The following is a 23,119-nucleotide window of genomic DNA, read 5'->3' on the forward strand; positions in this document are numbered from 1 at the left end:
GAATCGCCCGCGCCGTCGCCTCCATCCCGACATCGATCGGCACACCTGCGTTCAGACCTCGTGACGACGTCGCGAAGACGCACGACTCCATCCTCATGCGAACCGGTGCTGCGATTGTCGACGCACGACTTCATGCCGGCATCCGGTGCGTGCTGTCCCCGCCGCGACGACACAGGCCATCGCTCGCGCCGCGATCACCCGGCCGGCACCATGACTGCATGGACGCAAATGAAATTCAACGGCAGGCACGCAACGCAGTGCGCAAGGGCACGATCCTCGCGGTCGACCATGCGGCGGCGTTGTGCCGCGTCTCGGTCGGCGACGCTGATTCCGACGGCAGCGGTCTGCAAACCAACTGGATTCCGTGGGTGGCCGGCACCGCCGGCGCGACCCGCGACTGGCTGCCGCCGACGCCCGGCGAACAGGTCGTGCTGCTGTGCCCGATGGGCGACCCGGCGCAAGGCGTCGCGCTGCGCGGTGTCTATTCGAACGCCGCGCCGGCACCGGCCTCGAGCCCAGATACCCATGCGCGCGTCTATCCCGACGGGGCCAGCATCACGTACGACCATGCCGCGCATGCGCTCACGGTCGAGTTGCCGGCCGGCGCGACGGTCCGCGTCGTCGCGCCGGGATCGGTCGTCGTACAGACCCGGGACGCAACCGTGCTGGCCGACCGCATCACGCTCGATGCGCCGCAGACGACCTGCACCGGCGCGATGACGGTCAAGGGGCCGTTCGCGTTCGAATCCGGCATGACCGGTACGGGCGGCGCCGGCGGCGGCGCCACGATGCAGATCGACGGCGCGGCCACCTTTACCAGCGAAGTGACATCCCGAGGCATCAGCCTCCCGCATCACACGCATCGCGAACAAGGCGATGGACAACTCGTGAGCGAACCGCAATGAAAGGCATGAACGCGAACACCGGCCGCTCGATCTCGGGCCTGGATCATTTCTACCAGTCGATCGGGAGAATCGTGACGACGCCGCTTGCGTCGTGCGTGAAGCGCCGTACGTTCGGCTCCGAGCTGCCCGATCTGATCGACGCACCGGGCAACGGCGCCGTGCGCACGCGGCTGTATGCAGCGGTCGCAACGGCACTGATGCGCTGGGAACCGCGCCTGACGCTGACCCGCGTCGTGCTCGCCGCGGACGACGCGAACGCGGCCGCCGGCTCGCTCTATCTCGACATCGAAGGCTGGACCGGCGAGAGCGGTACGGCCGTGTCGACCCGCGTGCCGGTTGCGAACGGGAGCCCGGCATGAGCGGGACACCGATCGACCTCTCGCAACTGACGTCGCCCGACGTCGTCGAAACGATCGACTACGAGACGTTGCTTGCCGCGCGCAAGGCACGGCTCGTATCGCTCTACCCGGCGGCCGAACAAGCCGAGATCGCCGCGACGCTCGCGCTCGAGTCGGAGCCGCTCGTGAAGCTGCTGCAGGAAAGCGCATACCGCGAGATCGTGCTGCGTCAGCGCGTGAACGACGCCGCGCGTGCGGTGATGCTCGCGTACGCCGTCGGCACGGATCTCGACCATCTGGCGGCGCTGTTCGGCATCCGGCGCCTGACGATCTCGCCTGCCGATCCGGAACACGACCTCGCGGCCATCATGGAAAGCGACGCCGACCTGCGGGCCCGCACGCAGCTCGCCCCGCAGAGTTTCTCGGTCGCCGGCCCCGAAGGCGCATACGTCTCGCACGCACGCAATGCGGACGGACGCGTGCTCGACGCATCGGCGATCAGCCCGGCCCCGTGCGAGGTGCTCGTCACGGTACTCGCACGCGATGGCGACGGCACGGCGACGCCGGCGTTGATCGACGCCGTGGCCGCCGCGCTGCAGGCCGACGACGTGCGGCCGCTCACCGACAAGGTCACGGTACGCGGCGCGGACATCCTGCGCTACCAGGTACGCGCACGACTGGTGTTCTTTGCCGGCCCGGATCGCGCGGTGGCGCTCGCGCAAGCCAACCGGGCGATGAAGCAGTACACGGAATCCATGCACCGCCTCGGGATGGAAGTGACGCTCGACGGCATTTATGCGGCCGCCCGCGCGGCCGGCGTGCAGAAGGTGATCCTCGAAAGCCCGCTTGCCGGCCTGCCGGCGACGAAGCAGCAGGCCCCGTATTGCACCGGAATCGAGCTGATCGACGGCGGGGTGTACAGCAATGAATGACATCCTGCCGCCGAACGCGACGCGGCTCGAACGCAGGCTTGCCGCGACGAACGCCCGTCTCGACGACGTGCCGACGCCGATCGCGACGCTGACGAACCCGGACACCATCCGGTCCGACCTGCTGCCGTGGCTCGCCTGGCACCTCGGTGTCGATGCGTGGAAGGACTACTGGCCCGAATACGTGAAGCGCGCCCGCGTCGGCCAGGCGATTCCGATCGCCCGACGCAAGGGTACCGCGGCGTCGGTGCGCGAGGTCGTCGCGGCGTTCGGCGGAAACATCGTCCTGCGTGAATGGTTCGGGCAACACCCGCCGGGCCCGCCCGGCACGTTCGACCTCGTGATGACGGTCAGCGGCCAGGACGGCGAACCGCCGACCGCCGAATACGTGGCCGACATCCTAGCGGAAATCGACCGCACCAAACCTGTCCGGGCGCACTACACGTTCACGCAGGGCTTCGAGATGCGGGGCCGACAACCGATCGGCGCCGCCGCGCGCGTGGCGGCCTATCGCCGCCTGAACTTCACCGACTACTGATCGCACATGGCAACCCAGATCATCATCACCGACGCCGGCCGTGCGGCGCTCGTCGCCGCCGGCAACGGCGGCACGAACGCCCACCAGGTCGTGGAAATCGGCCTGGCGAACGCCCCGTTCGTCGCCGACAAGGGGCTCACCAAGCTGCCGAACGAGCTGAAGCGGATCAAGTCCTTTGGCGGCGCCAACGTCGCGCCGGACACGATCCATACGACGCTGAAGGACGACTCGGCGGACCAGTATTCGTTGTACGGCTTCGGCCTCTACCTCGACAACGGCGTGCTGCTGGCCGCGTACGGCCAGGCGACGCCGATCATGGAGAAATCGCCTGCCGCGTTGCTGCTGCTGTCGACCGACATGCAGTTCGCGACGATCGACGCGACGCAACTCGTCTTCGGCGATGCGTCGTTCCTCAATCCGCCGGCGACGACGGAGCGGCAGGGGGTGGTCGAGCTGGCGACGCAGGGGGAAGTCGACGCGGGTGGCGATGACACGCGCGCCATCACGCCAAAGACCGCTGCGTCGCGATACGCAGCGTTGACCGGCGCGAAGTTCACGGGCCCGGTCGCCACGGAATTCGATGCGGGTCCGGACACCGCGCACGTGTCGATTCGCCCTCCGTCGGGCAAGAACGGCCGCGAAAGCCGCGTACGCTTGCACGGCACATTCGGAGGCGACAGCCCGGACACCGGATCACGCCTGGTCGCAACGATCCGCTCCGGTTTCGACAATGGCGGTTGGGGCCGTGAGTACGTCGACCTGTGGCTGAACCGCACGGTCAACGACATCCAGGCCGATTCGTACCAGGCGCGCGCCATGCGCATCACCTACGGCGGCCGGATGCTCGTTGGCGACGTCAAGAACGACGACGGAAATTCGCGACTGCAGGTCGACGGCAACGCTCGAACCTATGGCACGACCATCTCGGGAGGCCAAGGCAGCGTCAAGGCCTGGGTTGCTGCCGACGAGGCCAATGGTTATTTCCGCACAGCGGGCAACGCCAGCATCGGTTCCGAAGACGTCGACGGCTCCTGCGATATCGTCGCGGGTGGCGCAGCGCGCGTTCGCGTGCTGCCGTCTGGTCGCATGTTGATCGGGACGTCGGTTGACGACGGCCGCAACGCGATTCAGGTCGGCGGCACCGCAACTTTCAGCGGTGGATTGACCGCGCGTGACATGGACACCACCGGTGCGCATTTCCGGGCGATCTCCAATGGCTACGGCGCCCTATTGCGCAATGACGGCAAGGACGTCTATCTGCTGTCGACCAACAAGGGGGATCCGGACGGCCAGTGGAACGATTTCCGCCCGTTTGCCTGGTCGCTCACCAGCGGAAATGTCATCATCAACGCCAGCGGAGCCTCGACGAACATCGGTGGCGAACTCGTGGTCGGGCGCGGTACCGGCGAAGGGCACATCCGACTCGGTCCCATCGACGGATACCTCTTCGGCAACGACAAAGCGATTGGATGGGGGGGCGGGAACGCCGGCTCGTTCCAGTATCGGACCGATGACCATACGTTCCGCGTCGATGACAAGCCGGTCTGGCACACCGGCAATCTGACGCCGCTCGACCGCACGAAGGGCGGCACGATGTCGGGCGATCTCTGGTTCGATTCCGGCAAGCGAATCTACCTGTCGGAAGGCAGTGCGCAAGCGCCCTCCCTCACGTTCCTCAACGACGGCGCGCCGGACACCGGCCTGTACCACATCAACGACGGATCGTTCGGCGTCACGTGCAACTCGGTTGCGCAAGCATCGTTCACACCGGGCGGCACCGTCTTCAAAACTCCGGTACAGGGTCCCACGCCGGCGGCAGGCGATCGTTCGACAGCGCTCGCAACGACCGAATGGGTACTCGCTGCTCTGTCAACGACCTCTATCGGCCAGATCGTCTTCGAGCCTCGCACGTCGGTGCGCGCGGGCTTCCTGAAAGTCAACGGCGCGCTCGTCAAGCGCGCCGATTACCCGGCGCTGTGGGCCTACGCACAGGCCAGCGGCGCGCTGGTGACGGAGGACGAATGGACGAAGGCCCTCTGGGGCTGCTTCTCGTCCGGCGACGGCACGACGACGTTCCGCCTGCCGGAGATGCGCGGCGAATTCGTCCGGTGCTGGGACGACGCCCGAGGCATCGACACCAATCGCATCATCGGCTCATGGCAGGACAGCACGAACCGCTGGCACAGCCACGGCGCAAGCGCCAGCGGCGTGGGTGATCACGCTCACAGCGCATGGACGGACACGCAAGGCTGGCACGGTCACCCCGTCGGGCAGGACGCGCACGCACACGGTGTCGGCCTCGGTGCCGATGCGGCCTACGGGACCAGCGTCGGTCGCGCCTATGGACCCGATAACGGCCGCCAGTTCAGCGTCGGGACCGACGCCGCGACAATCAATGTCTGGGTCGGTGGCGACGGCAACCACGCGCACAACGTCGGCATCGGCAACGCGGGCGCGCACTCGCATGCGATCACCGTCAATGGCGACGGCGCCGGTGAAACGCGACCGCGCAACGTCGCACTGCTCGCAATGATCCGCGCTTACTAGAAACAGGGACAACCATGCTGATTCACAACTTCGACGCAGTGACGGGGCAATACCTTTCGAGTTGCCTAGCCGACCCCGATCCGATGAACGCCGATCGATGGCTGATACCGGCGTTCAGTACGCCCGACCCGCTGCCGGAGCGTCCGCAAATGACCTGGCCGTTTCGCCGGAACGATGCGTGGATATTGCTGCCGGATCATCGCGGGCAGGTCCTGTACCGGCAGGACAACGGCGAACCGACCGAGATCATGGCGGCCGGTACGGCACCCGACGAACTGCGCCTGACGGACAAACGTCGCCCCTCCGATGACCACGTATGGCGAAACGGGGAATGGGTGATCGACGCGGCGCGCATCGCGAACAAACAACGTGCTGCTGCGATGAATGAATTCGAAACCCGGATGGCACGCGCCCGCGACATGAATCGCGGCAAAGCCGACGCATTCGCAGCGCGGCGGTTGTCTCGTGAAGAAGCCTACTACTTCCTCGCCTGGACTGACTACCAGCTCGACCTTGTGCGCGTGATCGAGTCCGAGCGCTTTCCCGACGTAGCGGAGTGGCCGGCCGAGCCCGGATCGTTCGACGTCGTCTGCGGGCCGATGCTGTCCGAATACGAAAACCGGATCCGACGGGCACGAGCGTTCCTCGATGAGAACGGCGACGCATTTACGAATGGCACGTTGTCGGCGGTCGATCAGATCAACTATCGCGCGTGGAAAACCTACGCGGATGCGCTGGAGCGCGCAGTCGACAACGCGCTCGGCGACCGGCAGGTGGTCTGGCCCGACGAACCGGCACCGCTCAAGAATCCGGCTCACGACTCGCCGGAGAATCCCGAACGAACTGCGTAAGGCGGCGGGCCGCATGATGCGCGCCCGCAAGCGAACGTGATCTCGTTTCCGTTTTCTATTCATCACAGGAGTCACACACCATGCCGCAGGATTACCACCACGGCGTACGCGTCATCGAAATCAACGAAGGCAGCCGCCCGATCCGCACGGTGTCGACGGCCGTCGTCGGCATCGTCTGCACCGCATCCGACGCCGACGCCACCGCCTTCCCGCTCGACACACCGGTCCTTCTGACCAACGTCGTCGCCGCGCTCGGCAAGGCCGGCACCAAAGGCACGCTGCGCCGCACGCTGGACGCGATCGGCCGGCAAACCAAGCCCGTCACGATCGTCGTGCGCGTCGCCGAAGGCAAGGACGCAGCCGAAACGGCGACCAACGTGATCGGCAGCGTCACCGCCGACGGCAAGTACACCGGCATGAAGACGCTGCTCGGCGCGCAAGCGCGCTTCGGCGTGAAGCCGCGCATCCTCGCGACGCCCGGCCTCGACACGCAACCCGTCGCCGCCGCGCTGGCGTCGATCGCGCAATCGCTGCGCGCGTTCGCGTACGTGTCGGCCAACGGCTGCAAGACGAAAGAAGAAGCCGTCGCCTATCGCAAGCAATTCAGCCAGCGCGAGCTCATGGTGGTCTGGCCGGACTTCCTTGCCTGGGACGATACGACCAACATGACGGTCGTCGTACCGGCCACCGCGTATGCCGCCGGTCTGCGCGCGAAGATCGACAACGACACGGGCTGGCACAAGACGCTGTCGAACGTCGGCGTGAACGGCGTCACCGGCATCAGCGCCGACGTGTCGTGGGACCTGCAGGATCCGGCGACGGACGCGGGTTTCCTGAACGAACAGGACGTGACCACGCTCGTGAACCGCAATGGCTTCCGCTTCTGGGGTTCGCGCACGTGCTCGGACGATCCGCTGTTCGCGTTCGAGAACTACACGCGCACCGCGCAGGTCATCGCGGACTCGATCGCCGAAGCGCAGATGGCCATCGTCGACGGCCCGCTCAACCCGTCGCTGCCGCGCGACATCATCGAGACGATCAACGCCAAGTTCCGCGAATGGATCTCGCAGGGCTACCTGATCGGCGGCTCCGCCTGGTACGACCCGGAGCCGAACACGACCGACGTGCTGAAGGCCGGCAAGGCGTATCTCGACTACGAATACACGCCGGTTCCGCCGCTCGAAAACCTGATGCTGCGCCAGCGCATCACCGACCGTTATCTCGCCGATTTCGCCGCGCGCGTGAGCGCGTAACGATCGGCCTCACCAGGAGTCAAACACGATGGGTATGCCTCGCAAACTCAAGGGATTCAACCTGTTCCAGAACGGCGAGAACTTCGTCGGCCAGGTCGTCGAAGTCACGCTGCCGAAGCTCACGCGCAAGATGGAGGACTATCAGGGCGGCGGCATGAGCGGCCCGATCAAGGTCGACTTCGGGCAGGAAGGGATCCAGCTCGAATGGACCTGCGGCGGCTTCATGCGCTCCGTGCTCGGCCAGTATGCGATCACGAAGCACGACGGCGTGCTGCTGCGCTTCGCCGGCGGCTATCAATCCGAGGATTCGACCAACGTCGACGCGATCGAGATCGTCATCCGCGGCCGTCATAGCGAAATCGATCCGGGCACCGCGAAGTCGAAGGAGGACACCGCGTTCAAGGTCACGACGGTCGCCAGCTACTACAAGCTGTCCGTGAACGGCCAGGACGTGATCGAAATCGACTTCGTCAACATGATCGAGAAGGTCAACGGCAACGACCTGTTCGCGGCGCTGCGCAACGCGATCGGCCTGTAATCGGCCACCGGCCGGTTACGCGGCCGGGCCTGCCTTCACCTTTCCTTCCGACTGATCACGCACAGGACCACCATGAACCCGATCCAATCCGACGCCGCCGTTACCGACCTGCAGGCCGATGCGAGCGCCATCGAGACACCCGAGCAGGACGATCCGGCGACGCATACGCTCGACACGCCGCTCGTGCGCGGCACCCAGACGATTACGTCGATTACGCTGCGCAAGCCCAAATCCGGTGAGTTGCGCGGCGTGTCGCTGTCCGACCTCGTCAGCCTCGACGTGGTCGCGCTGTCGAAAGTGCTGCCGCGCATCAGCTCGCCGATGCTGACTGAAGCCGACGTCGCCAGCATCGATCCCGCCGACCTCGTGCAGCTGGGGGGCATCTTCGCCGGTTTTTTGATGCCGAAGGCCGTGAAATCCCGACTGGCCTCCCAGACCGCATAGAAGACCCGATGGCGGACATCGCGACGGTGTTCGGCTGGACACCGCCCGTGATGGATGCCTTCAGCCTGGCCGAGCTGATGGACTGGCGCGAACGCGCGCGAGTGCGTGCCGGCGCCCAATGAGCGAAACGATCGACGATGGACAACACCCTGAAACTGCGCGTCATGGTCGACATGATCGACAACATGACGAAGCCCCTGCAAATGATGCTGACCGGCAACAAGGGGCTGGCCGACTCGCTGCGCGCAACCCGCCGCGAGCTGGACGACATGGCGAAGACGCAGAAGCGCATCGGCGAGTTTCGCGACTTGCGCAGCGGTGTGGCGAAAACCGCGACCGACCTCAAAACGGCGAAGCTGCGCGCCGGGGAGCTGAGCGTGGCGCTGCGCGCGTCCGGTCCGCCGTCACGCCAGATGATCGACGACCTCGCCAAAGTGCAACGCACGGCCACGGATTTGACGGCCACGCAAGGCAGGCAGGTCGCGCGCATCCGCGAACTGCGCACGCAGCTCGTCGGCGCGGGCATCGACACGCGTCATCTCGATCAGCACGAATTCGCGCTGGCCACGAACAGCGCGCGACGCAAGGCGAAGATGACGGCCGACTCGCTCGCGTTCGACGACGCGCGACGCAAGCGCGCCGATGCCCGGCGCGCGAAGATCGACGCATTGAGCGGCGTCGGCAGGCAATGGGCGGAGCGCGGCAAGACGGTGACGGGCGCCGGCAAAAGCATGTTCGGCATGCTGTCGGAGCCGCTCGACGTCGCGAAGCAGGCCGAAAGCGAAACGCTGCGTCTGCGCGCGCAGGGCGCCTCGGCCGACGCCGTGAATTTCGCCCGCGCGCAGCAGATCGGCGGACAGTCGGTCGTCGACAACCTGGCGCTGATGCGCGAATCGCTGTCGGCGCTGGGTGGCGACGAGCAACGCGCGCGCGTCGCGCTGCCGATGCTGGCAAACATGAGGTCGGCGAACGAGGCGCTGTTCGGCAAGGACGACGCCAAGGCGAACGTCGACAAGTTCATGGGCATGCTGAAAGTCATCGACCTGCGCGGCGGCACGAAGAGCGAAGCCGCGTTCGGCGTCGAAGCGAACATCGTGCAGAAGATGCAGACGGCAACCGGCGGCAAGGTCAGCGGCGATGAGTGGAACAACTTCGCCGAATCGGGGGGCGGCGCAGCCAGGAAGTTGCGCACGGACGCGTTCTATTACCAAATGCAGCCGCTCATCGAGAAGCTCGGCGGCAAGGCGGCCGGCGAAGGCCTCGCCGCGCTGTCCGGCAGCCTCTTCGACGGCAAGATGACGGCTCTCGCCGCACGGCAGTTGACGGCGCTCGGCCTGGTCGATCCGAAAGGGGTCATGCACGCGAAGAACGGCGCGATCCGCGGGCTCAAGCCGGGTGCGCTGGCGGGCAGCGACATGCTGCAGGCATCGCCGCTCGAATGGCTCGAAAAGGTGCTGCTGCCGAAGCTGGCCGCGAAGGGCATCACCCAGCCCGACAAGGTGAAAGCCGCGCTGGCAAAGCTGGTCCCCGACAAGGCCGCAGGCACCCTGCTCACGACGATGTATGACCAGCGCGAGCAGATCCACGACACCGAAAGGCAGAGCGCCGCCGCCGACGGCGTCACCGGAATGCGGGCGAAGGCCGCGGATTCGACCGCGGGCCGGGAGCTCGTCGTGCTCGCGCAATTGCGCGACCTTAAACTCGAGATCGGCGAGAAGATCACGCCGGTCTACAACGCGGCGCTGGACGTGACGGCCAAGGTGCTCGAGAAGATCGTCCGGTTCGTGCGCGAACACGGCACGGCCACCCGGATCCTCGTCACGACCTTCGCGGCGCTGGGCGGTGTACTCACCGTCGCCGGCACACTGGCGAGCGTCTTCGGCAATATCCTGGGATCGGTCAATGTGCTGCGCTTCGCGACGTCGATGGTCGGCGCGTTCAGGCTCGTCGGGCAAGCGCTGCTGACGCTCGGCCGGCTGGCGATGGCGAATCCGCTGTTGGCCGTGATCGGACTGATCGCGATGGCCGGCGTCTACGTCTGGCAGAACTGGGACACGCTCGGGCCGAAGTTCATCGCGCTGTGGGAAGCGATCAAGGGCGCGTTCGGCGCTGCCGGCGACTGGATCACCGCGAAATGGGACGCCACCGTCGAGTGGGTGAAAACCACGCTCGGCAGCATCGGCGACTGGTTCGGCGACATCGGCACGCGTTTCCAGGAAATCGGCGCCAGCGTCGTGTCCGGCCTCGTCGACGGCATCACGAATCGCCTCGGCGCGCTGAAGGATACGGTCGGCAACCTGGGCAGCTCGACGCTCGGCTGGCTCAAGGAAAAGCTCGGCATGCAGCCGTCGGCCACGTCCGACGGCGGGATGGGCGGCACCACCGGCACCCCGACCCGCATGACGCGAACCGCGGCCACGCTCACGACCGCCGCCGCGCTGGTCGGGCCGCCCGCGTTTGCGGCAAGCCCGGCGATCGGCTCCGCCGCGCCGCTCGAACGCTACAACGTGTCGCTCGACTATCGCCCGCCGCTCACGGCGCCAGCCGCCGCAGCAAGCGCCGCGCCCGCGGGCGGCCCCGTCACCATCAACATCGCACCGCCGCCCGGCGCCGATGCGGCCCAGATCGCCCGCATGGTGCGCGCCGAGCTCGAACGCGCCGAACGCGCGAAGGCGTCGCGCAGCGCGTCACGCCTGTCCGATTGATTGTCCGCTCGAGGAAACCCGCCCATGATGATGTCGCTCGACCAGTTCGTTTTCAGCCTGGCGACCACGCCGTACCAGGAACTCCAGCGCCAGCGCAACTGGAAGCATCGCAGCAGCTCGCGCGTCGGCGTGCGCGACGCGAGCCAGTTCACCGGCGCGGGCGATGACACGATCACCCTCACCGGCATCGTCGCGCCCGAGAACGGCATCGGCGAGATCGCGTCGATCGAGGCGCTCGCACGCATGGGCGACGCCGGCGACGCCTACGTGCTCGTCGACGGCAACGGCAACGTGTACGGTGCCTACGTCATCGACAGCCTCAACGAAACGGCCACGTATCACACGAAGGAAGGCACGCCGCGCAAGATCGCGTTCACGTTGACGCTGAAGCGCGTCGACGACGGCGTGCTCGCCGAAGCGCAGCAGGACGTCGAAAGCGGAGCGGCCGAGCAATGAGCACGCAGGAACGCAAGCCGGGTAGCGTACAGGCCCGCGCGGGCCGCTTGCAGCCGCAGGCGGACTACCGGATCACGCTCGACGGCCGCGATCTGTCGCGCCTGATCGCCCCCAACCTCATCAGCCTGTCGCTGTCGGAATCGCGCGCGGACGAGGCGGACATGCTCGACCTGGTCCTCGACGACGCGCAGGGCACGTTCGCGATTCCGAAACGCGGTGCGAGCATCAAGCTGTCGATCGGATGGGTCGGCGAGCCACTGGTCGACAAGGGGACGTTCACGGTCGACGAAGTCGAGCATGGCGGTGCACCGGACGTCATCACGATCCGCGCCCGCTCCGCATCGATGACGAACGACATGCACGAACGTCGCGAGAAAAGCTGGCACCGGCAGACGATCGGCGCGATCGTGCGCACCATCGCCGCGCGCTACGGGCTCACGGCTGCCGTCGACGCGACGCTCGCCGCGACGCGGATCGATCACGTCGACCAGACGCAAGAGTCCGACATGTCGTTCCTGACGCGCGTCGCGAGGCGTTACGATGCGGTGATGACCGTGAAGGACAAGCACCTGCTGTTCACGCCGATCGGCAGCGGCAAGACGGTCCGCGGCAAGCCGCTCGACGTGCTGGCCCTCACGCGCGCGAGCGGCGACCAGCATCGCTATCACGTCGCTCAGCGCGACAGCTACACGTCGGTGCGCGCGCACTATCACTCGAACGGCAGTGCGCGCCGGCTCTCGGTGATCGTCGGCGATGCCAAAGGCAAGAACGTCAAGGTGCTGCCCGAGGACTACGCGACCGAGGCCGAGGCGCGCGCGGCCGCGCAAGCCGAATATGCGCGCACGCAGCGCGGCGAGTCCACGCTGAGCTACACACTCGCGCTCGGTCGGCCCGAGCTGTTTCCCGAGATGCCCGTCACCGTGACGGGATTCAAGCCGGACATCGACGACACGCCGTGGCTCGTGAAGAAAGCGACGCATACGATCGGCGACGGCGGCTTGACCACCGCGCTCGAGCTCGAGGTGCGCGACGCGCCGAAGAAGAAGCCGCACGCCGGCCAGCGCTGACCGGAAGGCTCCGCCGGCGACCGATGCGCGACCGTGCCGCGACGCGCGATTGCAGGTCGTCGATCGCGGGGGCGAAGGCAGGATGTCGCGGGAGGGGGAGTGAGGCCACGCGCGAGAGGGCGCGGCCCGGATTCGTTGCAGCGGCCGAAGCGAATGCCGGCCTGCGGGGGATCAGTGTGGGGCGCCGGTTCAGCTCGATTGCTGACGCCCGCCGAGCGTCATGCGCAGGTCGCGCGCGTCGCCACATTGCTGCAACGTGGCGCGCGCATCGCGCAGATTGGCCATCGCCTGCAGCGCGGCTTCGAGCACCTGCCCGACCGACAGCATCGCGTTGTCGATCGCTGCGTGCGCATCGGCCCGCTCATCGTCGGTCAGGTCCGAACGATATCGCGGCGGCCCCATCGTCGCTCCACGCGCGTCCGCGCGATAGTCGGCGTGCGCCGACGCGCCGATCGTCCCGTTGTCGTGCTTCCTGTTGGTGTCCATTTTTCCGGTCTCCGCAAACTCAGTCATCAACCGGGGGCCGCCTGACACGACGGGCCGCCTCGGAACGCCCCGCCGCCAGCTCACCGGCTTTCAGAATGCTAAACCAATACTGTATGGATATACAGTATTTCATCCGATTTTATCCGATGCCCTCGTGCAGTGCGCCGAGCGCACCTGGGCGACAGCGGAAAACGGGAAATGCGCTGCTCCGCCGTCGCACCCCGCAACGGTTCGGGAAGAGAGACGGCCACGCAGGTTGCGCCGCATGCATGCGCGCCGGGTGATGTGGCGGGGCGCCACCCCGCGGATGCATTACTTCTTCGGCTGCTTCGCCGCGCGCTCGGCCTTCAGCCGTTCGATCTCGGCCATCGCGCGGTCGACGTTCTCTGCCGTACGCTGATCGAGCGCCGCGCGGCGCTTCTCCGGCAGACGCTTCGCACGCCGCGGCGTCACGGTCTGCACCATCGCGCCGGTGCTGATGCAGCTCGCGAGGAACGCATGCAGCGAGGCCTTGCCGGTGTCGTTGAGCTGCCGATACATCGCGAGCACTTCGGCTTCGTCGGCGTCGCGGATCCTTTCCGCCGGCGCCGCTTCCCCTGCGGCGGACCGCTCGCCGGTCAGCACGTAGCCGATATCGACGCCGATCTCGCGAACGGCCAGCAGATAGGCCGCGTCGGGAGCGCGCTCGTCCGACTCGTACGCCGACTGCGAGCGTCTAGCCACGCCACCCACGGTCGCAAACTCGTCCTGGCTGAGCCCGATCCGCAAGCGCTCATCCCGCAGGCGACTCCCAATTTGTGCCATAAATTACCCATTAACAATTGACGAGCCGTTTTTTGCTCATTAGACTAGCCTCACCGTAACGCAAGACTATCTCCGCAAAGTATACCGACCATGAATACTCCCAAAGGTCCGCGCCGTTCGCCGCGCGGCACGATGTCGGACAAGCCCGTCTACGTGGGCCTGACGCCTGTCGAGCGCGGCGAGCTCGAGCAGCTCGCCGCCCAGCGCAACCGCTCGATCTCGAGCATGGCGCGCGAACTGATCCGCCTCGGCGCCAGCCATCTGCGCGCGATCGCGGCGCCTCGCTCGCGCAGCGCGCGCCAGTGAGCCGGAGCGCGCTCATGTTCCCCGCTTTCGAACGCGCCCGACCGTCCGTGCCCGCGGCATCGATTGTGAGCCGTGCGAGCGCCCGCATCCATCCGCCGATCGGCCAGTGCCGCAGCGCGGCCGCGGACGCTACCCGGGACGGCCCCGGCCATCTGCAGTCTTTCGCCCGGAGTGAGCCCTCATGCGAATCCTGAACCGCTGCCCGCACTGCCGCACCCGCGCCACGGCGCGCAGCAGCCGTGAAATGTCGCTGACCTTCCGCGAAATCACGTTCCAGTGCTCGAATCCCGAATGCGGTCACACGTACGTCGTCAACATGGAATTCGCGCGCACGCTGTCGCCGTCCGCGATCCCGAACCTGTCGTTGCAGTTGCCGCTCTCGCCGCACGTGCGCGAACGCCTCGCCGCGCAGCTCGAGCTGCCCGTCTGACGCCCTAACCCGTCACCTTCTCCCGTTTCCCTCGCATCGTGCTTGAGCGGCGCGAGGGATCGTTTTTTCTATTGAAAGGATTCCTCATGAACTTGAACCGTTCGAGGCATGGCGCAGGGGCACTCACATGAACCGCTACGCCGAACCCGCACCGCACGACGTCGCGCTCCGCGCCGCCATCGCGGCCGCCGCCGACACATTGCGCCGCGACCACGCATCCGGCAGCGTCGCGCGCCAGCACATGCTCGGCCACTTCGTGTCGGCGCTCGCCGATCGCCTTGCGCTCGGCTTCCCGCAATCCGCTGCCGCGCTGCACGCCCTCGTCGCGCCACCGGCCTCGGCCGGTACCCCCGCGCAGCCCGCCCAACCGGAACGACAGCAATAAAGAAGATGGCTTCGATCGACGAACTGAAACGACACATCGACCTGCACGATCTTGCGAGCCGTCTCGGCCTGAAGCGCGGCCGCGGCGGCGACCGCGCGCTCTATCACTCGCCGCAGCATGCGGACCGCAGCCCGTCACTGTCGATCTATGCGAACCACCCGAAGTACGGCACCGGCTGGCGCGACCACAGCGCCGATGCCGGCGGATCCTGCATCGACCTCGTGATCCACGCGCGCGGCGGCACCGTCGCCGACGCCGTCCGCTATCTCCACGACGCATACGGTCTCCCGTCCGAGCGGCCGGCGCCGGCCGAGCGCCGCGAGAAATCGACCGTGGAATACATCGCCGATCGGTGCGTGACTGAACGCGAACGCGTGCGCGACTACCTCGGCAGCCGCGGCATCGCAGTCGCCGCGATCGATGCGGCGCTCGCCGCGCGCACCCTCGGCTTCAATACGTGGACGAGCCCGAAAATCACCGCCGGCGAGGTCGGCCACGGCGGCCCCGCGGCCGCGTTCGTCGTGCGCGCGCCGGGCGATGCACGGGTCGTGGCGGTCGACATGCGCTACGTCGATCCCGCGCTCAACGGCGGGGTGAAGACCCAGACCCAAGGCGACAAGGCCGGTTACGCGTGGACCGCCGACGCGCGCCGGCTCGAGCGCGCGAAGCGTGTGGTGATCGTCGAGAGCGCGATCAACGCGCTGTCGATCGACACCTGCGCGCTGCCCGGCACGGCCGCGCTCGCCCTGCGTGGCCTCGCGAACGTCGAGCGCATCGACTTCGCGTTCCTGCGCGGCAAGCAGGTCACGATCTGCCTGGACAACGACGAACCATTCGCCGACGGCCACCCGCGTGCCGGACAGCGGCCCGGCCCGGAGGCCGCGTGGGCGCTCTACGAACGGCTGACGGCACTCGACATCAGCGCCGTGCTGGTCGATCAGTCGGAGTGGTTCGCAGATCTGGCGGACGGCGACACCACGCGCACGCCGATCAACGACGTGAACGACTACCTGCAGCTGCGCGGTCCGGCCGAGCTGGCGCGCGCGCTCGACCAGCTCGAACCGTGGCTGCTCGCCGGGCTGCCCGGCGACGCATCGCGCCGCGGCCGGCCGCGCCTGTTCCTGCCGCCGCACGACTTCGCGCAGTACTGGCGGTTTCGTGTGCGCCCGGATTTCACGAGCTACATCACCAAGATGGATCGCAACGAGGAATCGGGCGTCGATACGCCCGTGATGACGGACCTGTGCGGCTTTCGCATCGCCGGCATCAGCCGCGTGGCCGTCGCGAGCGCGACCTCGACGATGACGGGCGACGCCGATCAGGCGCCCACCGTCTACTTCGCGGTGTCGGTGCAGGCGCCGCGGCACGGTGCCCAGCTGATCCGTCGCGTGATGCTCGACGACCAGTTGCACAACGTCGATCAGTGGAGCAAGTTCGGTCCGATCTGGGCACCCGCGCCGTTCAAGCGGATGGTCAACATCCTCGAGCGCGGCGCCGACCTGGGCGCACGCCGCGCCGCAAACTTCGTCGGGCTCGCCTGGCGCGACGGCCGGCTGATCGTCAACGAAGGCCCCGACTGCTACTTCACCGAAGCGGACAAGCAGTGCCCGTATCACAACCTGACCTTCCCGGGCGGCCCGGTGAGCGACGCGCGCCGCGTGATCGCGGCCTACCAGACGACGTTCCGGCAGAACGCCGCGACGATCCCGCTCGTCTGGGCGCTCGGTGGTCATCTGAAAGCGCTGCTCGGTTTCTGGCCGCACCTCACGATCCAGGCGAACAAGGGCGCGGGCAAGTCGACGCTCATCAAGCGGCTCGAGCGCTCGCTCGCGTTCACGATGTTCTCCGGGCAGTCGCTGCAAACGGAATTCCGGCTGCTAACCAGCATCAGTCATACGAGCCATCCGGTCGGCTGGGAGGAACTGTCGGCACGCCGGCAGGATGTGATCGACAAGGCGGTCGGGCTGCTGCAGGAAAACTATCAATACACGGTGACGCGGCGCGGCACCGACATGACCGAATACCTGCTGTGCGCACCCGTGATGCTGGCCGGCGAGGATGTGCCGGTGCGCAGCCTGCTCGGCAAGCTCGTGCGTACGACGCTGACCGGCAAGCGCGGGCCGCTGCTGCCCGACGACCTGCCGCGCTTCCCGGTCCGGCAATGGCTCGAATTCCTGACCGGGCTCGACCGGCGCACGGCGCTGGATCAATACGCGACACTGCGCGACCAGGCGCTCGGGGGCTGCCGCGCAAGCGGCGAGGACGACGGCGCGCGGCGCATGGCCGCCAATTACGCGGCGGTCGGACTGGCATGGCGCTACCTGTGCGAATTTGCCGGAATGGATCCCGGCGAAGGCGAGTTCCCGCGCGATCTGATCGCCGAGATGAACGGCCACGTCGCCGAAACGAGTGCCGACCGCGAGCCGTGGGTCTGGATCATGGAGACGGTGCTGTCGGAAATCGACGGCGGCAACTACAAGCATCCGTACACGTTCGACACCGTCGACGGCGAGTTCTGCCTGCTGCTGCGCACCGGGCACGTGATGGATCACCTCGCCCACACGAGCGCCCTGCGCGACAAATGGAACGGCCTGCCCGTGAAGTCCGACCGCGTGTTCAAGGCGCAGCTCAAGCACGCCGGTGTCGTGGTCGGCGAGAAAGAGGTCGAGCGCCGCATCTACATGCGCCGCGTGCCGTACCTGACGCCGGTGTCGCTCGAGCGACTGGCCACCTTCGGCCTGCACGTGTCGGTGCGCGAGGACCTCGCGACCGACGCGCTGCACGGACGCCGCGCATGAGCCGCGATCAAGCCAACCGGCTGGTGCGCTCCGGCGATCGCGAGGGACCGGCGGGCGGCGCAAGCGAGTCGTGGATTTCGCCGGTCATGGTTCGCAAGTCCTTGATTGTCGAGGAAAGTACCGCCGCGCATTGCCCTCGGATCGCCATGGGTCCGGCCGCTTTTGCCACGGGTCCGGCTTGCTCGCGGGCTGCTGCATCCCCTTCTCCTTCTCTCTTCAAAGCATTGAAAGAAAAGAAGAAAGCATACGGGGAGGCCGCGGCAGGCCGCCGCCGTCGAGCACCACGAGTCAGGCGCGCGACGCCATCGGTCGCGAGCGGTACCGCAGCTTCGCGCCACGAGTTCCACGCGGCCGCCACGTCTGAATGATGGCGACACATGGCAAACAAAACTCTTGAATATCAACGTGTTATGCGCCCTTCACACGCCCTCCACCATGCCACCGGTTGCGCTGCGTGTCCGCCCGCCGCGCGGCCTGCCGCCGATACGAACCCGGCGACCGTTGACCTGTCCGGCGCAGCCGCCCTGCTCGGCGCGCATCCCGAAACGGTGCGCCTGAAGGCCCGGGCCGGCATGCTGCCCGGCCGCAAGGTCGGCAAGCGCTGGATCTTTTCCATCATGGCCCTGCAGCGCTACCTCGCCGGGGAATGGCTCCCGCGAGCGGCGCAGGACGATCAGCACGAGGAAGCCCACTCATGTCGCTCTACAAACGAAAAACCAGCCCGAACTGGCAATACAAGCTGTACCCCCCTGGCGGCGGAACGCCGGTACAGGGAAGCACTGGCACCCGCGACAAAGCGCAGGCCCAGGAATTCCACGACCGGCTGAAGGTCGACCTCTGGAACCAGGCGCGGCTCGGCACGAAGCCGCGCCATTCATGGAACGACGCGGTCATCCGCTACGTCGGAGAACGATCCGGCCTCGCGAGCCTGGAGACGTCGAAGATCCATCTGCGCTGGCTCGACCGGCACCTGTCCGGCGTCGCGCTCGCCGACATCGACCGGAACCGCATCGATGCGATCGCCCTCGCCAAACGTCGAGAACCGCGCACCGTGCGCACGCGACACGGTATCGTCGCAACCGACCGGCCCGTCAGCGACGCCACGGTGCGCCGCGTGATCGGCGTGCTGAAAGCCGTGTTGAACGCGGCCGTCGAATGGGAATGGCTGGCGCGCGCGCCGGTCACGAAACGCGCGAAGGTCGTCTCGAAACGCATCCGCTGGCTGGCGCCGGCCGAGGCCGAGCGGCTGCTCGCTGAACTGCCTGCGCACCTCGCCGACATGGCGCGCTTCAGCCTCGAAACCGGCTTGCGGCGCGCCAACGTGACAGGGCTGCAGTGGTCGCAGGTCGATCTGACGCGGCGCGTCGCGTGGATTCATCCGGACCAGGCCAAGGCCCGGAAGGCGATCACGGTGCCGCTGTCGGACACCGCGATCGCCGTGCTGCAGCGCCAGCGCGCGAATCGGCGGGCGCCGGAATGCGCGGATAGCGTGTTCGTCTATCGCGGCAAGCCGGTCTACCAGACGGCCACGGCCGCCTGGACCAAGGCGCTGCGGCGCGCCGGCGTGCACGATTTCCGCTGGCACGACCTGCGCCACACCTGGGCGAGTTGGCACGTGCAACGCGGCACGCCGCTGCAGGTGTTGAAGGAGCTGGGCGGCTGGGAAACGCTGGAAATGGTGCAGCGGTACGCGCACCTGTCAGCCGATCACCTGGCGCATTGGGTCACGCCGCTGACGGCCGAGCCGGCACCGGTGCTAGCTGCAATTTAGCTGCAATGAGTCTGTCCGACGAAGGGAGGAAACCGCTGAGAGCCTTGATAGGCTTGGCGCGCCCGGCTGGGATCGAACCAGCAACCCCTGCCTTCGGAGGGCAGTACTCTATCCATTGAGCTACGGGCGCGTGAGACAGTGAAGCGACCCCATATACAGGCCGCCCACGATTGGCAAGACGGCAAGGATACCCGGTTTCCCGAGAAGCGTCCACCTTGCCCGTCGAATCGCCGTAGGACGGCCCTGCGTGCGGGTAAACACGCGCCATCGCGCCGCTCGCCGTGATGTAAACGTTCCGTCTATAATCGTCCGTGCTTCATTGGACTGCCATTTTGCCGTTGCACCGCGCTCACAATTCCTATTCACGGAGACGAGGCAAGCATGAGCGAAGCACCCCACGAATCTCCCGTCAAAACCCCCGGGCAGCTGATTGCCGTCATCATCGCGTCGTTCGCGATTCCGATCGTCCTGATCGTCCTGTTCGCCAATTACGCGAACCATGCATTCCGTTCCGGCGCCGGCACCGATGCGCTATCCGACCAGCAGGTCGCCGCCCGTATCGCGCCGATCGCGAAGGTCGACGTGAAGGACGCCAACGCGCCCCGCACGTACAAGACCGGCGAGGAAGTCTACAAGGCCGTCTGCGTGACCTGCCACGGCACCGGCGCCGCCGGCGCGCCGAAGTTCGGCAACAAGGACGACTGGGCGCCGCGCATCTCGCAAGGCTTCGACACGCTGCTGAAGACGGCCCTCGCGGGCAAGGGCGCGATGCCGGCGCGCGGCGGCACGAGCCCCGACGACGTCAGCGACTATGAAATCGCCCGCGCGATCGTGTACATGGCGAACAACGACGGCGCGAACTTCCCCGAACCGGCCGCGCCGGCCGCCAACGCGGCGCAGCCCGCCAGCGGCGCGCCCGCGTCGGGCGCCGACGCATCGAACGCGCAGGCCGCCGCGGCCATGGCCGCGATCGCCGCGATCCCGAAGGCCGGCGAAAAGCCCGCGGCCGCCCCGGCCGGCGCCGATGCGGCAACGGCCGGCAAGGCGCTGTACGCGTCGACCTGCCAGGCCTGCCATGCGGCCGGCGTGCTCGGCGCACCGAAGTTCGGCAGCAAGGAAGACTGGGCGCCGCGCCTGAAGGAATCGATGGATACGGTCTACAACTACGCGCTGCACGGCAAGGGCGCGATGCCGCCGAAGGGCGGGTCGAACGCGTCGGATGCCGACGTGAAGGCGGCCGTCGACTACATGGTCAACGCGGCGAAGTAACGCGCCCGCACGGCCGTCCGTAAAAAACCCCCGCGACGCACGCGCATCGCGGGGGTTTCGTTTTGGGGTTGCCGGTTCGGCGCGCCATCGTGCTCGCGGCAGCGCCGCCGCGTCACTTCTGCAGCAATGCCTTCAGGCTCGCGAGCCGGTCCTTCGGCGACATCGGCGCTTCTTCCGGCGTCGGCGGCGGCGCTTCGTCGAGCCCCATCTCCGGGATGAAGCGCGACGGTTCGCACACGACCGTCTCGCGCGCCCGCTTGCGCTTCTTGCACCAGTTCAGGTGCAGGCTGCGCTGCGCGCGCGTGATCGCGACGTACATCAGCCGGCGCTCCTCCTCGATCCGCTCGTTGTCGATCGGGCCGTCGTCCTCGCTGCCGCCGCGGTGCGGCATGATGCCCTCCTCGACGCCGACCAGGAACACGTGCGGATACTCGAGCCCCTTCGACGCATGGACGGTCGACAGCCGCACGGCGTCCGGATCCTCGTCCTTGCCTTCGAGCATCGACATCAGCGCGACGGTCTGGATCAGTCCGAGCAGGTTCTTGCCCGTATCGGCGAGCCCGTCCGCGTTGTGGAAGCCGTCGGCCTCGCCGTCGACGGCCTCCGTCTCGGGCTTGGTGCCCTTGCGCTTCAGCCATTCGAGGAATTCGAGCACGTTCTGCCACTTCGACTGCGCCTGCCGCTCGTCGAACGCGTCGTACAGGTACGCCTCGTAGTGGATCGCCTCCATCATGTCGTCGAGCACGACGGTCGCGGGCTCCTTGTCCGCGCGCTCGGTCAGGCGCTGGATGAAGTCGCAGAACATCCGCAGCGGCTCGACCTGGCGCGCCGACAGCCGCGCCTCGATGCCGCCCATGTACACGGCCTCGAACAGCGACACCTTCGCCTGCCCCGCGAACGAGCCGAGCGCCTCGAGTGTCGTGTTGCCGATGCCGCGGCGCGGCGTGGTGACGGCGCGGATGAACGCGGGATCGTCGTCGGCGTTCGCGATCAGCCGCAGGTACGCGCACAGATCCTTGATCTCGGCCTTGTCGAAGAACGACTGGCCGCCCGACAGCACGTACGGGATCCGCTCGCGCCGCAGCACCTGCTCGAAGATGCGTGCCTGGAAGTTGCCGCGATACAGGATCGCGTAGTCGCGGAAGTGCGCGCGCCGCTCGAACTTGTGCGCGGACAGCCGGAACACGACCGATTCGGCCTCGTGCTCCTCGTCGTTGCACGCCGTGACGGTGATCGAGTCGCCCATCCCGTGCTCGGACCACAGCTTCTTCTCGAACAGCTTCGGGTTGTTCGCGATCACGTTGTTCGCGGCGGTCAGGATCCGCACCGTCGACCGGTAGTTCTGCTCGAGCTTGATCACGTGCAGTTTCGGGAAATCCTTGCCCAGCTGCGCGAGGTTCTCGAGCGTCGCGCCGCGCCAGCCGTAGATCGCCTGATCGTCGTCGCCGACCGCCGTGAACGCGGCGCGCGGGCCCGCGAGCTGCTTCAGCAGCTCGTACTGGCACGCATTGGTGTCCTGGTACTCGTCGATCAGCAGGTAGCGCAGCTTGTTCTGCCAGCGGTCGCGCACCGGCTCGTTCTTCGCGAACAGCTCGGCGGGCAGGCGGATCAGGTCGTCGAAGTCGACCGCCTGGTACGCATGCAGCGTCGCCACGTAGTTGCGGTAGACCAGCGCGGCCTGGTGCTCGTCCTCGTTGGCCGCGATCGCCATCGCCTCGTCGGGCATGATCAGGCCGTTCTTCCACAGCGAGATGATGCTCTGGATCTTGCGGATCAGCCCCTTGTCGGTCGTGCCGAGCTGCTCCTGGATCATCCCGAAGCAGTCGTCCGAATCCATGATCGAGAACTGCGGCTTCAGGCCGACGTGCTCGGCCTCCTGGCGCAGGATCTGCACGCCCAGCGAGTGGAACGTGCAGACGGTGAGCTGGTTGACGGGCACCTTGCGGCCTTCCTTGCCGGGCGTGGTGAGCGTCTTGCCTTCCAGCAGCTTCGACACGCGCTCGCGCATTTCGGCGGCCGCCTTGTTCGTGAACGTGACGGCGGCGATATGGCGCGGCTCGAAGCCTTTCGCTTCGATCAGGTGCGCGATCTTCTGCGTGATCACGCGAGTCTTGCCGCTGCCCGCGCCGGCGAGCACGAGACAGGGACCGTCGAGGTAGCGCACCGCTTCATTCTGAGCGGGATTGAGGCCTGCGGACATGATGGCGGATGGTGTTGCTGGTTGACGGCGGAATGCCGGGAGGATGCCGTACGCGACAGGCTGGCGAAGCAGGCGGACACGCGGGCAGGACGCGCATGT

The 23,119-nt window shown here is 67.2% G+C and carries 24 protein-coding genes and 1 tRNA gene; 21 read left to right on the plus strand and 4 right to left on the minus strand.

Features of this window, described 5'->3' with window-relative positions; all coding sequences use genetic code 11:
* The first annotated feature begins 218 nt into the window (after positions 1-218).
* The 13 genes from A9Z05_RS14690 (at position 219) to A9Z05_RS14745 (ending at position 12,571) form a co-directional block, all read left to right on the plus strand.
* Positions 219-905 carry a phage baseplate assembly protein V gene (locus A9Z05_RS14690; protein ID WP_069618731.1) on the plus strand — a complete coding sequence of 229 codons (687 nt, stop codon included), beginning with the start codon at positions 219-221 and terminating at the stop codon, positions 903-905.
* A complete protein-coding gene (locus A9Z05_RS14695; protein WP_069618732.1) occupies positions 902-1,264 on the plus strand; it encodes a GPW/gp25 family protein in 363 nt (120 codons plus the stop codon). The genes A9Z05_RS14690 and A9Z05_RS14695 overlap by 4 nt, the downstream gene beginning before the upstream one ends.
* A complete protein-coding gene (locus tag A9Z05_RS14700; RefSeq protein WP_069618733.1) occupies positions 1,261-2,175 on the plus strand; it encodes a baseplate J/gp47 family protein in 915 nt (304 codons plus the stop codon). The genes A9Z05_RS14695 and A9Z05_RS14700 overlap by 4 nt, the downstream gene beginning before the upstream one ends.
* The gene (locus A9Z05_RS14705) at positions 2,168-2,710 is read left to right on the plus strand and encodes a phage tail protein I (RefSeq protein WP_069618734.1); all 543 of its coding nucleotides are present in this window, start codon (positions 2,168-2,170) and stop codon (positions 2,708-2,710) included. The genes A9Z05_RS14700 and A9Z05_RS14705 overlap by 8 nt, the downstream gene beginning before the upstream one ends.
* 6 nt (positions 2,711-2,716) lie before the next feature.
* On the plus strand, positions 2,717-5,257 hold the full coding sequence (locus A9Z05_RS14710; RefSeq protein ID WP_069618735.1) for a phage tail protein: 2,541 nt from the start codon (positions 2,717-2,719) through the stop codon (positions 5,255-5,257).
* A 14-nt stretch (positions 5,258-5,271) separates the two neighbouring features.
* Positions 5,272-6,108 (plus strand): tail fiber assembly protein, encoded by an 837-nt coding sequence (locus A9Z05_RS14715; protein WP_069618736.1) that lies wholly within the window; start codon positions 5,272-5,274, stop codon positions 6,106-6,108.
* Between the two features lie 80 nt (positions 6,109-6,188).
* Positions 6,189-7,361, plus strand: coding sequence for a phage tail sheath protein (locus A9Z05_RS14720; RefSeq protein WP_069618737.1), 1,173 nt, complete (start codon positions 6,189-6,191; stop codon positions 7,359-7,361).
* 28 nt (positions 7,362-7,389) lie between these two features.
* On the plus strand, positions 7,390-7,899 hold the full coding sequence (locus tag A9Z05_RS14725) for a phage major tail tube protein (RefSeq protein ID WP_048251463.1): 510 nt from the start codon (positions 7,390-7,392) through the stop codon (positions 7,897-7,899).
* A 72-nt stretch (positions 7,900-7,971) separates the two neighbouring features.
* Positions 7,972-8,343, plus strand: coding sequence for a phage tail assembly protein (locus A9Z05_RS14730; protein WP_069618738.1), 372 nt, complete (start codon positions 7,972-7,974; stop codon positions 8,341-8,343).
* A gap of 8 nt (positions 8,344-8,351) precedes the next feature.
* Positions 8,352-8,465, plus strand: a complete 114-nt coding sequence (locus A9Z05_RS34715) for a GpE family phage tail protein (RefSeq protein ID WP_006484104.1) — start codon at positions 8,352-8,354, stop codon at positions 8,463-8,465.
* 15 nt (positions 8,466-8,480) lie between these two features.
* Positions 8,481-11,048 carry a hypothetical protein gene (locus A9Z05_RS14735; protein WP_069618739.1) on the plus strand — a complete coding sequence of 856 codons (2,568 nt, stop codon included), beginning with the start codon at positions 8,481-8,483 and terminating at the stop codon, positions 11,046-11,048.
* Positions 11,049-11,072: 24 nt separating this feature from the next.
* Positions 11,073-11,504 carry a phage tail protein gene (locus A9Z05_RS14740; RefSeq protein ID WP_069618740.1) on the plus strand — a complete coding sequence of 144 codons (432 nt, stop codon included), beginning with the start codon at positions 11,073-11,075 and terminating at the stop codon, positions 11,502-11,504.
* Positions 11,501-12,571 carry a phage late control D family protein gene (locus A9Z05_RS14745; protein WP_069618741.1) on the plus strand — a complete coding sequence of 357 codons (1,071 nt, stop codon included), beginning with the start codon at positions 11,501-11,503 and terminating at the stop codon, positions 12,569-12,571. Before A9Z05_RS14740 ends, A9Z05_RS14745 begins: the two co-directional genes overlap by 4 nt.
* Positions 12,572-12,760: 189 nt before the next feature.
* Here the strand turns inward: A9Z05_RS14745 and A9Z05_RS14750 are convergent, their stop codons facing one another.
* A complete protein-coding gene (locus A9Z05_RS14750) occupies positions 12,761-13,057 on the minus strand; it encodes a hypothetical protein (RefSeq protein WP_069618742.1) in 297 nt (98 codons plus the stop codon).
* 312 nt (positions 13,058-13,369) lie between these two features.
* Entirely contained in the window at positions 13,370-13,861 is a 492-nt protein-coding gene (locus A9Z05_RS14755) for a helix-turn-helix domain-containing protein (protein ID WP_371090893.1), read from the minus strand.
* 90 nt (positions 13,862-13,951) lie between these two features.
* On the opposite strand from A9Z05_RS14755, the gene A9Z05_RS14760 reads away from it, so the two are divergent.
* From A9Z05_RS14760 to A9Z05_RS14785, 7 genes are all read left to right on the plus strand, one after another.
* Positions 13,952-14,167 (plus strand): hypothetical protein, encoded by a 216-nt coding sequence (locus tag A9Z05_RS14760; protein ID WP_069618743.1) that lies wholly within the window; start codon positions 13,952-13,954, stop codon positions 14,165-14,167.
* Between the two features lie 181 nt (positions 14,168-14,348).
* The gene (locus tag A9Z05_RS14765; protein ID WP_006485448.1) at positions 14,349-14,597 is read left to right on the plus strand and encodes an ogr/Delta-like zinc finger family protein; all 249 of its coding nucleotides are present in this window, start codon (positions 14,349-14,351) and stop codon (positions 14,595-14,597) included.
* A gap of 127 nt (positions 14,598-14,724) precedes the next feature.
* The gene (locus tag A9Z05_RS14770; RefSeq protein WP_069618744.1) at positions 14,725-14,982 is read left to right on the plus strand and encodes a hypothetical protein; all 258 of its coding nucleotides are present in this window, start codon (positions 14,725-14,727) and stop codon (positions 14,980-14,982) included.
* Positions 14,983-14,987: 5 nt separating this feature from the next.
* Positions 14,988-17,780: a toprim domain-containing protein gene (locus tag A9Z05_RS14775; protein ID WP_069618745.1), complete on the plus strand. Its 2,793-nt coding sequence runs from the start codon at positions 14,988-14,990 to the stop codon at positions 17,778-17,780.
* Entirely contained in the window at positions 17,777-18,148 is a 372-nt protein-coding gene (locus A9Z05_RS34720; RefSeq protein ID WP_084044258.1) for a hypothetical protein, read from the plus strand. The genes A9Z05_RS14775 and A9Z05_RS34720 overlap by 4 nt, the downstream gene beginning before the upstream one ends.
* 42 nt (positions 18,149-18,190) lie before the next feature.
* Positions 18,191-18,607: a helix-turn-helix domain-containing protein gene (locus A9Z05_RS38430; RefSeq protein WP_371090894.1), complete on the plus strand. Its 417-nt coding sequence runs from the start codon at positions 18,191-18,193 to the stop codon at positions 18,605-18,607.
* Positions 18,520-19,551: a tyrosine-type recombinase/integrase gene (locus A9Z05_RS14785; RefSeq protein ID WP_371090895.1), complete on the plus strand. Its 1,032-nt coding sequence runs from the start codon at positions 18,520-18,522 to the stop codon at positions 19,549-19,551. Before A9Z05_RS38430 ends, A9Z05_RS14785 begins: the two co-directional genes overlap by 88 nt.
* A gap of 54 nt (positions 19,552-19,605) precedes the next feature.
* Here the strand turns inward: A9Z05_RS14785 and A9Z05_RS14790 are convergent.
* Positions 19,606-19,681 (minus strand) — tRNA-Arg (locus A9Z05_RS14790).
* 251 nt (positions 19,682-19,932) lie between these two features.
* Here A9Z05_RS14790 and A9Z05_RS14795 point away from each other — a divergent pair.
* Positions 19,933-20,820, plus strand: coding sequence for a cytochrome c5 family protein (locus A9Z05_RS14795; protein ID WP_050015913.1), 888 nt, complete (start codon positions 19,933-19,935; stop codon positions 20,818-20,820).
* 112 nt (positions 20,821-20,932) lie between these two features.
* Here the strand turns inward: A9Z05_RS14795 and A9Z05_RS14800 are convergent, their stop codons facing one another.
* Positions 20,933-23,020, minus strand: a complete 2,088-nt coding sequence (locus tag A9Z05_RS14800; RefSeq protein WP_069618748.1) for a UvrD-helicase domain-containing protein — start codon at positions 23,018-23,020, stop codon at positions 20,933-20,935.
* Positions 23,021-23,119 lie beyond the last annotated feature (99 nt).

The organism is Burkholderia sp. A2 (genome assembly GCF_001729305.1).
Taxonomy (GTDB): Bacteria; Pseudomonadota; Gammaproteobacteria; order Burkholderiales; family Burkholderiaceae; genus Burkholderia; species Burkholderia sola.

Coding starts and splice junctions, on each gene's coding strand:
- A9Z05_RS14760 (WP_069618743.1), top strand. CDS start 13,952: ATGAATACTCCCAAAGGTCCGCGCCGTTCGCCGCGCGGCACGATGTCG.
- A9Z05_RS14725 (WP_048251463.1), top strand. CDS start 7,390: ATGGGTATGCCTCGCAAACTCAAGGGATTCAACCTGTTCCAGAACGGC.
- A9Z05_RS14720 (WP_069618737.1), top strand. CDS start 6,189: ATGCCGCAGGATTACCACCACGGCGTACGCGTCATCGAAATCAACGAA.
- A9Z05_RS14800 (WP_069618748.1), bottom strand. CDS start 23,020: ATGTCCGCAGGCCTCAATCCCGCTCAGAATGAAGCGGTGCGCTACCTC.
- A9Z05_RS14750 (WP_069618742.1), bottom strand. CDS start 13,057: ATGGACACCAACAGGAAGCACGACAACGGGACGATCGGCGCGTCGGCG.
- A9Z05_RS14765 (WP_006485448.1), top strand. CDS start 14,349: ATGCGAATCCTGAACCGCTGCCCGCACTGCCGCACCCGCGCCACGGCG.
- A9Z05_RS14795 (WP_050015913.1), top strand. CDS start 19,933: ATGAGCGAAGCACCCCACGAATCTCCCGTCAAAACCCCCGGGCAGCTG.
- A9Z05_RS14710 (WP_069618735.1), top strand. CDS start 2,717: ATGGCAACCCAGATCATCATCACCGACGCCGGCCGTGCGGCGCTCGTC.
- A9Z05_RS14735 (WP_069618739.1), top strand. CDS start 8,481: ATGGACAACACCCTGAAACTGCGCGTCATGGTCGACATGATCGACAAC.
- A9Z05_RS14730 (WP_069618738.1), top strand. CDS start 7,972: ATGAACCCGATCCAATCCGACGCCGCCGTTACCGACCTGCAGGCCGAT.
- A9Z05_RS34720 (WP_084044258.1), top strand. CDS start 17,777: ATGAGCCGCGATCAAGCCAACCGGCTGGTGCGCTCCGGCGATCGCGAG.
- A9Z05_RS14755 (WP_371090893.1), bottom strand. CDS start 13,861: ATGGCACAAATTGGGAGTCGCCTGCGGGATGAGCGCTTGCGGATCGGG.
- A9Z05_RS14775 (WP_069618745.1), top strand. CDS start 14,988: ATGGCTTCGATCGACGAACTGAAACGACACATCGACCTGCACGATCTT.
- A9Z05_RS14705 (WP_069618734.1), top strand. CDS start 2,168: ATGAATGACATCCTGCCGCCGAACGCGACGCGGCTCGAACGCAGGCTT.
- A9Z05_RS14695 (WP_069618732.1), top strand. CDS start 902: ATGAAAGGCATGAACGCGAACACCGGCCGCTCGATCTCGGGCCTGGAT.
- A9Z05_RS38430 (WP_371090894.1), top strand. CDS start 18,191: ATGCGCCCTTCACACGCCCTCCACCATGCCACCGGTTGCGCTGCGTGT.
- A9Z05_RS14745 (WP_069618741.1), top strand. CDS start 11,501: ATGAGCACGCAGGAACGCAAGCCGGGTAGCGTACAGGCCCGCGCGGGC.
- A9Z05_RS14740 (WP_069618740.1), top strand. CDS start 11,073: ATGATGATGTCGCTCGACCAGTTCGTTTTCAGCCTGGCGACCACGCCG.
- A9Z05_RS14715 (WP_069618736.1), top strand. CDS start 5,272: ATGCTGATTCACAACTTCGACGCAGTGACGGGGCAATACCTTTCGAGT.
- A9Z05_RS14770 (WP_069618744.1), top strand. CDS start 14,725: ATGAACCGCTACGCCGAACCCGCACCGCACGACGTCGCGCTCCGCGCC.
- A9Z05_RS14690 (WP_069618731.1), top strand. CDS start 219: ATGGACGCAAATGAAATTCAACGGCAGGCACGCAACGCAGTGCGCAAG.
- A9Z05_RS34715 (WP_006484104.1), top strand. CDS start 8,352: ATGGCGGACATCGCGACGGTGTTCGGCTGGACACCGCCCGTGATGGAT.
- A9Z05_RS14700 (WP_069618733.1), top strand. CDS start 1,261: ATGAGCGGGACACCGATCGACCTCTCGCAACTGACGTCGCCCGACGTC.